9 protein-coding genes are annotated in these 6,953 nt (G+C 36.9%); all 9 read left to right on the top strand.

Annotated features, from left to right (window positions below):
- On the top strand, positions 1–313 hold a 313-nt coding region (locus tag R1Y93_RS07560; protein WP_500822313.1), incomplete at its 5' end, for a Fic family protein.
- Positions 314–1,816 carry a type I restriction-modification system subunit M gene (locus tag R1Y93_RS07555; protein ID WP_500822312.1) on the top strand — a complete coding sequence of 501 codons (1,503 nt, stop codon included), beginning with the start codon at positions 314–316 and terminating at the stop codon, positions 1,814–1,816.
- A 48-nt stretch (positions 1,817–1,864) separates the two neighbouring features.
- Positions 1,865–3,037: a restriction endonuclease subunit S gene (locus R1Y93_RS07550; RefSeq protein WP_500822310.1), complete on the top strand. Its 1,173-nt coding sequence runs from the start codon at positions 1,865–1,867 to the stop codon at positions 3,035–3,037.
- 14 nt (positions 3,038–3,051) lie between these two features.
- Positions 3,052–3,930 carry a BRO-N domain-containing protein gene (locus R1Y93_RS07545; protein ID WP_500822309.1) on the top strand — a complete coding sequence of 293 codons (879 nt, stop codon included), beginning with the start codon at positions 3,052–3,054 and terminating at the stop codon, positions 3,928–3,930.
- A 94-nt stretch (positions 3,931–4,024) separates the two neighbouring features.
- A complete protein-coding gene (locus R1Y93_RS07540; protein ID WP_173726845.1) occupies positions 4,025–4,171 on the top strand; it encodes a hypothetical protein in 147 nt (48 codons plus the stop codon).
- Positions 4,172–4,183: 12 nt separating this feature from the next.
- Positions 4,184–4,642 (top strand): DUF3990 domain-containing protein, encoded by a 459-nt coding sequence (locus R1Y93_RS07535; protein ID WP_500822307.1) that lies wholly within the window; start codon positions 4,184–4,186, stop codon positions 4,640–4,642.
- A gap of 2 nt (positions 4,643–4,644) precedes the next feature.
- Positions 4,645–5,106: a hypothetical protein gene (locus R1Y93_RS07530; protein ID WP_500822314.1), complete on the top strand. Its 462-nt coding sequence runs from the start codon at positions 4,645–4,647 to the stop codon at positions 5,104–5,106.
- Positions 5,107–5,166: 60 nt separating this feature from the next.
- On the top strand, positions 5,167–6,135 hold the full coding sequence (gene xerA / locus R1Y93_RS07525) for a site-specific tyrosine recombinase/integron integrase (RefSeq protein ID WP_500822306.1): 969 nt from the start codon (positions 5,167–5,169) through the stop codon (positions 6,133–6,135).
- A gap of 35 nt (positions 6,136–6,170) precedes the next feature.
- Positions 6,171–6,851, top strand: coding sequence for a restriction endonuclease subunit S (locus tag R1Y93_RS07520; RefSeq protein ID WP_500822305.1), 681 nt, complete (start codon positions 6,171–6,173; stop codon positions 6,849–6,851).
- The last annotated feature ends 102 nt before the right edge of the window (positions 6,852–6,953 follow it).

The raw sequence follows: 6,953 nt of genomic DNA, 5'->3' as shown, positions 1-6,953 counted from the left end.
GAACTGGCATGAGAATAAAAATGATTACAGGCCTTTTGTAAACTATATGCTTGGGGTGATTATAAAAGCTTATAAGGAATTTGAGTCCAGAGTGAAATTATTGACGGATCCAGGTATATCAAAAGCAGAGCGTATTTGTGAAATGATGAAAGGGCATATAGGTACGATTACGAAAGCCGAATTAATGGAAATGAATCCAGACATAAGTGATACAACCATACAAAGGACGCTGGCAGATTTGGTGAAAAACGGAAAAATAAGAAAAATCGGCGGAGGCCGTTACACAAGATATGTGTGGAAATTGGAGGATTAGATGATTACAGGTGAATTAAAAAATAAAATTGATAGTTTATGGGATATTTTTGCAGCGGGTGGGTTGGTTAATCCACTTGAAGTAATTGAGCAGATTACATATTTGATGTTTATCCATGATTTGGACGAATCAGATAATTTAAGGGCGAAGGAAAGCGCGATGCTTGGTCTTCCTTATGAGAGTATTTTTGCAGATGAAGTAAAAATTGGAGAAAGAACGATTTCCGGTTCACAGCTTAAGTGGTCTGTCTTCCATGACTTTCCTGCTGACAGAATGTACTCCGTACTGCAGGAATGGGTATTTCCATTCATTAAAACACTGCATAGAGACAAAAATAGTGCCTATTCTAAATATATGGATGATGCTATTTTCAAATTGCCCACACCGCTTGTCTTATCAAAGGTGGTTGATTCATTAGACGAGATTTATAAGATGATGAATGAGATACAAACGGTGGATGTAAGAGGAGATGTATATGAATATCTTTTGTCTAAAATTGCACAATCCGGACGCAATGGACAATTCAGAACACCAAGACACATTATCCGCATGATGGTAGAAATGATGGATCCATCAAGTGATGAGGTAATTTGCGATCCGGCCTGCGGAACTTCAGGATTTTTAGTTGTATCCGGTGAGTACCTAAAAGAAAAGAAGAAAGAAGAAATATTTTTTAACAGACAGAAAAAGGATCATTATATGAATCATATGTTCCATGGATATGATATGGATCGCACCATGCTTCGCATCGGGGCTATGAATATGATGACACATGGAATTGATAATCCATTTATTGAATATAGAGATAGCTTGTCGGATCAAAACTCAGATAAAGACAAATATTCTCTGGTACTTGCAAATCCCCCTTTTAAAGGAAGTCTGGATGCAGAATCAGTTTCAGGAGATTTGCTGAAAATCTGCAAAACAAAGAAAACGGAATTGCTGTTTCTTGCACTGTTTCTTAGAATCCTGAAAATTGGTGGAAGATGTGCCTGTATTGTTCCGGATGGTGTGCTGTTTGGATCTTCAAAGGCACACAAGGATATCCGAAAAGAAATTGTTGAAAATCAAAGGTTAGAGGCAGTTATTTCCATGCCTTCTGGCGTATTTAAACCATATGCCGGGGTATCAACAGCTATTCTCATATTTACAAAAACAGAACATGGCGGGACGGATAAGGTTTGGTTTTATGATATGACAGCGGATGGATTGAGCTTGGATGATAAACGGTCTCCAGTTGCAGAAAATGATATTCCGGACATTATTGAAAGGTTTAAGCATCTTGATAAGGAAACCGACAGAAAACGCACAGATAAATCATTTATGGTTCCAAAGCAGGATATTGTTGACAATGGATATGATCTTAGTATTAATAAATACAAAGAGATAGAGTATGTTGCTGTCCAATATCCACCAACATCCGAAATTATGACCAATATTCGTGAAATTGAGATGGAAATCGGGAAGGAAATGGATGAACTGGAAAGGCTGTTAAATTTGTAAGGAAAGGTATGCAAAACGATCAATTCGGATTTGTGTGGGATGAGGTAGATGGAAAAAAAATGGCAATATAGAAAATTAGGGGATGTATGTATAGTAGAACGCGGTGGATCTCCTCGACCTATTGATCAATATATTACTGATGATGAAAATGGAATAAATTGGATAAAGATTGGTGATACTACAGAGTCTATGTTTATTACAGAGACTGCACAGAAAATTAAATCAGAAGGGATGAAAAAATCACGTTATGTACAGCCTGGTGATTTCTTGCTTTCTAATTCGATGAGTTTTGGAAGGCCGTATATTCTTAAAATAGATGGTTGTATTCACGATGGTTGGCTTGTTTTACGTGATAAAGAGGAACTGTTTGACAAGAGATTTTTATATTACTATCTGAGCTCCAAAACAACTTATCATAAATTTAAAGGAATGGCAGTTGGAGGAGTAGTTAACAACTTAAATAGCGACATGGTAAGAAAAGTCGAGGTTCCAGTTCCTTCTAAGGTAGAACAGGCTGAAATAGCAGATTTGCTGGATAAATTGAACTCGGTAATTCTGATGCGACAGCAGGAACTTGAGAAACTAGATGACTTGATTAAAGCCCGATTTGTCGAGATGTTTGGAACATTGGATAATCCAAGTCAAGAGTTTGCAAAAGCAACGTTAAAAGAGTTATGCAATAAAATTACTGACGGTAAACATGGTGGTTGTAAGGCAAAAGAAGGGACGGAAAGGTATTTCGTTGGTGCTAGAGAGATATATGATGATGAAGTTCATTATGATACAGCACCGGAAATAAATATTGATGAATTTGAAAAGGACTATAAGCGCTGCAATATTGAAATAGGAGATTTTCTTATTGTTAACACAGGAGCGACTATTGGTAAGTCTGCAATTGCAACTGATGAAAGGACAGAACATACATTATTACAAAAAAGTGTGGCTTTATTGAAGGTTAAGAAAGAAGTGTTAAATCCTGTGTTCTTGAAGTGGTGTTACAGAGTAAATACCCAAATGTATATTGTCGAGAGTGCATCTGCGCAGCCAAATCTGTTGCTTTCTAAGATTAATGCGACAGTTATTTACGTTCCAAACATAGAACTGCAAAATCAGTTTGTATTATTTGTAGAACAAGTCAACAAATCAAAAGTTGCAGTGCAAAAAGCTTTAGACGAAACACAAACTTTATTTGATTCCCTGATGCAGGAGTATTTCGGATGAGGAGGTTGAAGCACATGGACGAAAATAAATCCATCCAGCTTTTTGAAGATAGAAAAATACGCACCGCATGGGACGAAGAACAGGAAGAATGGTATTTTTCTGTTCAAGATGTAGTTGCAGTTTTGGTGGAAAGTTCAGATCCGAAACAGTACATAAAGAAAATGCGTGCTCGTGATCCGGAACTGTCTGCCAACTGGGGTACAATTTGTACCCCAGTTCAAATGCCAACCGCAGATGGTAAAATGCGAAAAATCCAAGCAGCCAATACCGAAGGATTGTTAAGAATTATCCAGTCAATTCCTTCTCCAAAGGCAGAACCTTTTAAGCGTTGGCTGGCTCAAGTTGGCCGTGAACGCATTGAAGAAACGATTGATCCGGAACAGGCAATTGACCGCGCATTAGAAACCTATCAAAAAAAAGGATACGATACAGACTGGATTCATCAGAGACTTCTTTCTATCCGAGTCCGTAATGAGCTTACCACTGAATGGCAGGAGCGCGGAGTGCAGCAAGGCAAAGAGTATGCCATTCTCACCGATGAAATCACGAAAGCATGGTCTGGCATGACTACTCGGCAATATAAGAATCTGAAAGGTCTGAAAAAAGAAAACCTTCGAGATAACATGAGTACGATGGAAATTGTTCTGAATATGCTGGCAGAGGCAACAACCACAGAATTGTCAAAAGCACATCAGCCGGAAGGTTTTTCTGAAAGTCAGAATATTGCCCGTCGTGGTGGCAGCTATGCCGGTCAGGTTCGAAAAGATATAGAGAAGGATACCGGGCGACCGGTCATTACATCACAGAACGCCGCACAGATTAATGCTGTAGTCATTGACACGATAGAAAGTGTAGCAGAAACGGAAAAGCCTGAAAATGACGAAAATAAATAAAAAAAGTGGGAGTACAACCAATCGGACGAACCGAAAAACGGTACTCCCGTTTTGGGTGATAGAAAGTGTTTGAAATTGAGAGCTTTTCTATCGTTTGAGTACAAAGGATGGACTGAATCTGAAAAATACGGTAAAATCAGCATTAGAAATGATGGTGGGAAATCGGAAAGTTGTAGTGAAAAAAGCATTAGACGAAACACAAACATTATTTGATTCCATGATGCAGGAGTATTTCGGATGAGGAGACAATATTATGGCAATGATGACAGTATATCATGGTGGATATGAACCAGTGGAAAAATCTGAAATCCGAAAGGGAAGAAATACGAAAGACTTTGGAACAGGTTTTTACTGCACAGTTATTAAAGAACGGGCACAAAGATGGGCGAGGCGATATAACACAAAAGTGGTATCTATTTATGATGTCAGATTAAATACCGATTTACGAATTAAAGAGTTTCGGGAAATGACAGAAGAGTGGTTGGATTTCATTGTTGCTTGCAGAACGGGGAAAGAACACAGCTATGATATTGTGATTGGTGCCATGGCAGATGATCAAATATATAATTTTGTGTCTGATTATATGGATGGAACTATCACAAGAGAACAGTTCTGGGCATTGGCAAAGTTTAAATATCCTACACATCAAATTGTTTTTTGTACAAAAGAAGCATTAAAATGTCTGCAATATAGAGGATGCGAGGAAGTGTGAGTATGATTGGAGAGGGTAGAGAACCGAAAAAAGATAATGATTTGTTTTATGTTTGTGGTTTGATTGATTATATTGCACGAAAGACCAAAAACAAAAGATCTTATATTGTGAATCAATTAGGGAAGAAACGTCTGAAAAAAATATATGATCTGGCAGATGTTTATCATTGTGATAATATTGATCAGGTAAGCGAAGAATTTATAGAGGATGCAGATATAAAAAATGGATCTTTTGATAATGTTGGAGAATGTAAATATTCGATTCCATCACATTGGGATATTGGAAAAGTGTATAAACGTCTGATAATACGTATATCCGAAGAAGAGCAGAAAGACAGGATAGATGCACTGATTGAAGCTTATAATTCATTTATCAGTTTGAAAATCGATGATTATAACAGCAGTGTTTATTATGAAAATCCGGAATATATTTTTCAATGCTATAAAGAAAATAAAATGTTATAAAGAAAATAAAATGGCTATTGCAGGAGAAGGATGTTGGTATCTTTGAAAGGAGATATCAACATGGAAGAAAAAATCGTAAGGGTATTAAATGAGATGTCGGAGTATCTTTCTATTTCACAGATGAAAAAACTTCAAGAAGTTATTTTGAAAGCATTTTCTGAAAATGAGGCGGATAGGCAACAGATTTCAAATCTGGAATTTTTGAAAATGTTTTTAGATGCCAAAAAGATAGAAGGGTGTTCCGAACGGACCATTCAATATTATAAAGTGACTGTCGAACATTTATTTTCCATAATAGACACTGAGGTGAGAAAAATCACCACAGAAGAAATCAGAAGATATCTGGCAGAGTATCAGAAAATTAATGGTTGTTCTAATGTGACAGTTGATAATATCCGGAGAAATATTTCAAGCTTCTTTTCCTGGCTGGAAGAAGAGGACTATATCTTAAAAAGTCCGATGAAAAGAATCCATAAAATTAAAACCAAAACAGTGGTGAAAAATGTAATTACAGATGAAGGAATAGAAAAACTTCGGGATAACTGTTCAGAAATTCGTGATTTGGCAATGATAGATTTATTGTATTCTACAGGTATAAGAGTGGGAGAGTTAGTAAATCTGAACATTGATGATATTGATTTGGATGGACGAGAATGTGTTGTGTATGGTAAGGGGGATAAAGAACGCAGAGTATATTTTGATGCAAAGGCAAAAGTCCATTTAAAGAGGTATATAGAAAGCAGGTGCGACGATAATGGAGCATTATTTGTCACGCTAGATTCACCTTATGCAAGACTAAAAATCAGTGGTGTGGAAATACGATTGCGCCAACTTGGAAGAAGACTAGACTTAGATCGAATCCATCCGCACAAATTTCGGAGAACTATGGCAACCAGAGCCATTGATAAGGGAATGCCAATAGAACAAGTGCAGAGAATACTGGGACATTCTCAAATTGATACAACTATGCAATATGCAATGGTAAATCAAAGCAATGTAAAATCATCCCATCAGAAATATATGTCCTGAAAAAATGAAATTCGGATTTGTGTGGGAAAAGGTAGATGGAGCAAGTAAAATTAGGCGATATTGCAACATATATAAATGGGTATGCATTTAAACCAGAAGATAGAGGAGAAAATGGGTTACTCATTGTAAGAATACAGGATTTAACAGGAAATGCTTATGATGTTGGATTTTATGATGGTGAATATCCCCCCAAAATTGAAATAAATACAGGTGATGTACTTATATCTTGGTCGGCAAGTTTAGGTGTATATGTATGGAATCGCGGTAAGGCATTATTGAATCAACATATTTTTAAAGTTGTATTTGACAAAAAAGAGATAGATAAAGAATATTTTGTATACGCTGTGAGAAGAAAGTTGAGTGAGTTGGCTGGAAAAACACATGGCGCTACAATGAAACACATTGTAAAAAAGGACTTTGATAATACTTTAATTGCATATCCTCCAATTGGAAAACAGACTGAAATTGCAGAAAAACTAAATAAAATAACGCGAATTATTGAACACAGAAAAAAAGAAATGGTATTATTGGATGATCTCATTAGAGCCCGATTTGTCGAATTGTTTGGGGATCCGGTAGCAAACAGCTTTGGATGGGAGGCAAGAAAGACTCCGAGAGGTGACCAGCAAAATTGGCTCAGGTGCCACTCCAAGAGGCGGCAAGGAATGTTACCAAGCAGACGGCATTACACTTATTCGCAGTATGAATGTACATGATGGTAGATTTGAGTACAAAGATTTAGCACATATTACAGACAATCAAGCGGCTCAATTGGATAATGTAACGGTTGAAAAAGGTGATGTATTTATTAACATCAC

The organism is Blautia sp. HA3515, assembly GCF_059933065.1.
Note: the sequence above shows the minus strand (reverse complement) of the source record. Positions and strands in the feature narration are given on the sequence as shown.

What these genes read in the sequence shown, in the direction of transcription:
- R1Y93_RS07520 (WP_500822305.1), top strand. Translation starts at nt 6,171, where the DNA reads ATGGAGCAAGTAAAATTAGGCGATATTGCAACATATATAAATGGGTAT.
- R1Y93_RS07545 (WP_500822309.1), top strand. Translation starts at nt 3,052, where the DNA reads ATGGACGAAAATAAATCCATCCAGCTTTTTGAAGATAGAAAAATACGC.
- R1Y93_RS07555 (WP_500822312.1), top strand. Translation starts at nt 314, where the DNA reads ATGATTACAGGTGAATTAAAAAATAAAATTGATAGTTTATGGGATATT.
- R1Y93_RS07535 (WP_500822307.1), top strand. Translation starts at nt 4,184, where the DNA reads ATGGCAATGATGACAGTATATCATGGTGGATATGAACCAGTGGAAAAA.
- R1Y93_RS07550 (WP_500822310.1), top strand. Translation starts at nt 1,865, where the DNA reads ATGGAAAAAAAATGGCAATATAGAAAATTAGGGGATGTATGTATAGTA.
- R1Y93_RS07530 (WP_500822314.1), top strand. Translation starts at nt 4,645, where the DNA reads ATGATTGGAGAGGGTAGAGAACCGAAAAAAGATAATGATTTGTTTTAT.
- xerA (WP_500822306.1), top strand. Translation starts at nt 5,167, where the DNA reads ATGGAAGAAAAAATCGTAAGGGTATTAAATGAGATGTCGGAGTATCTT.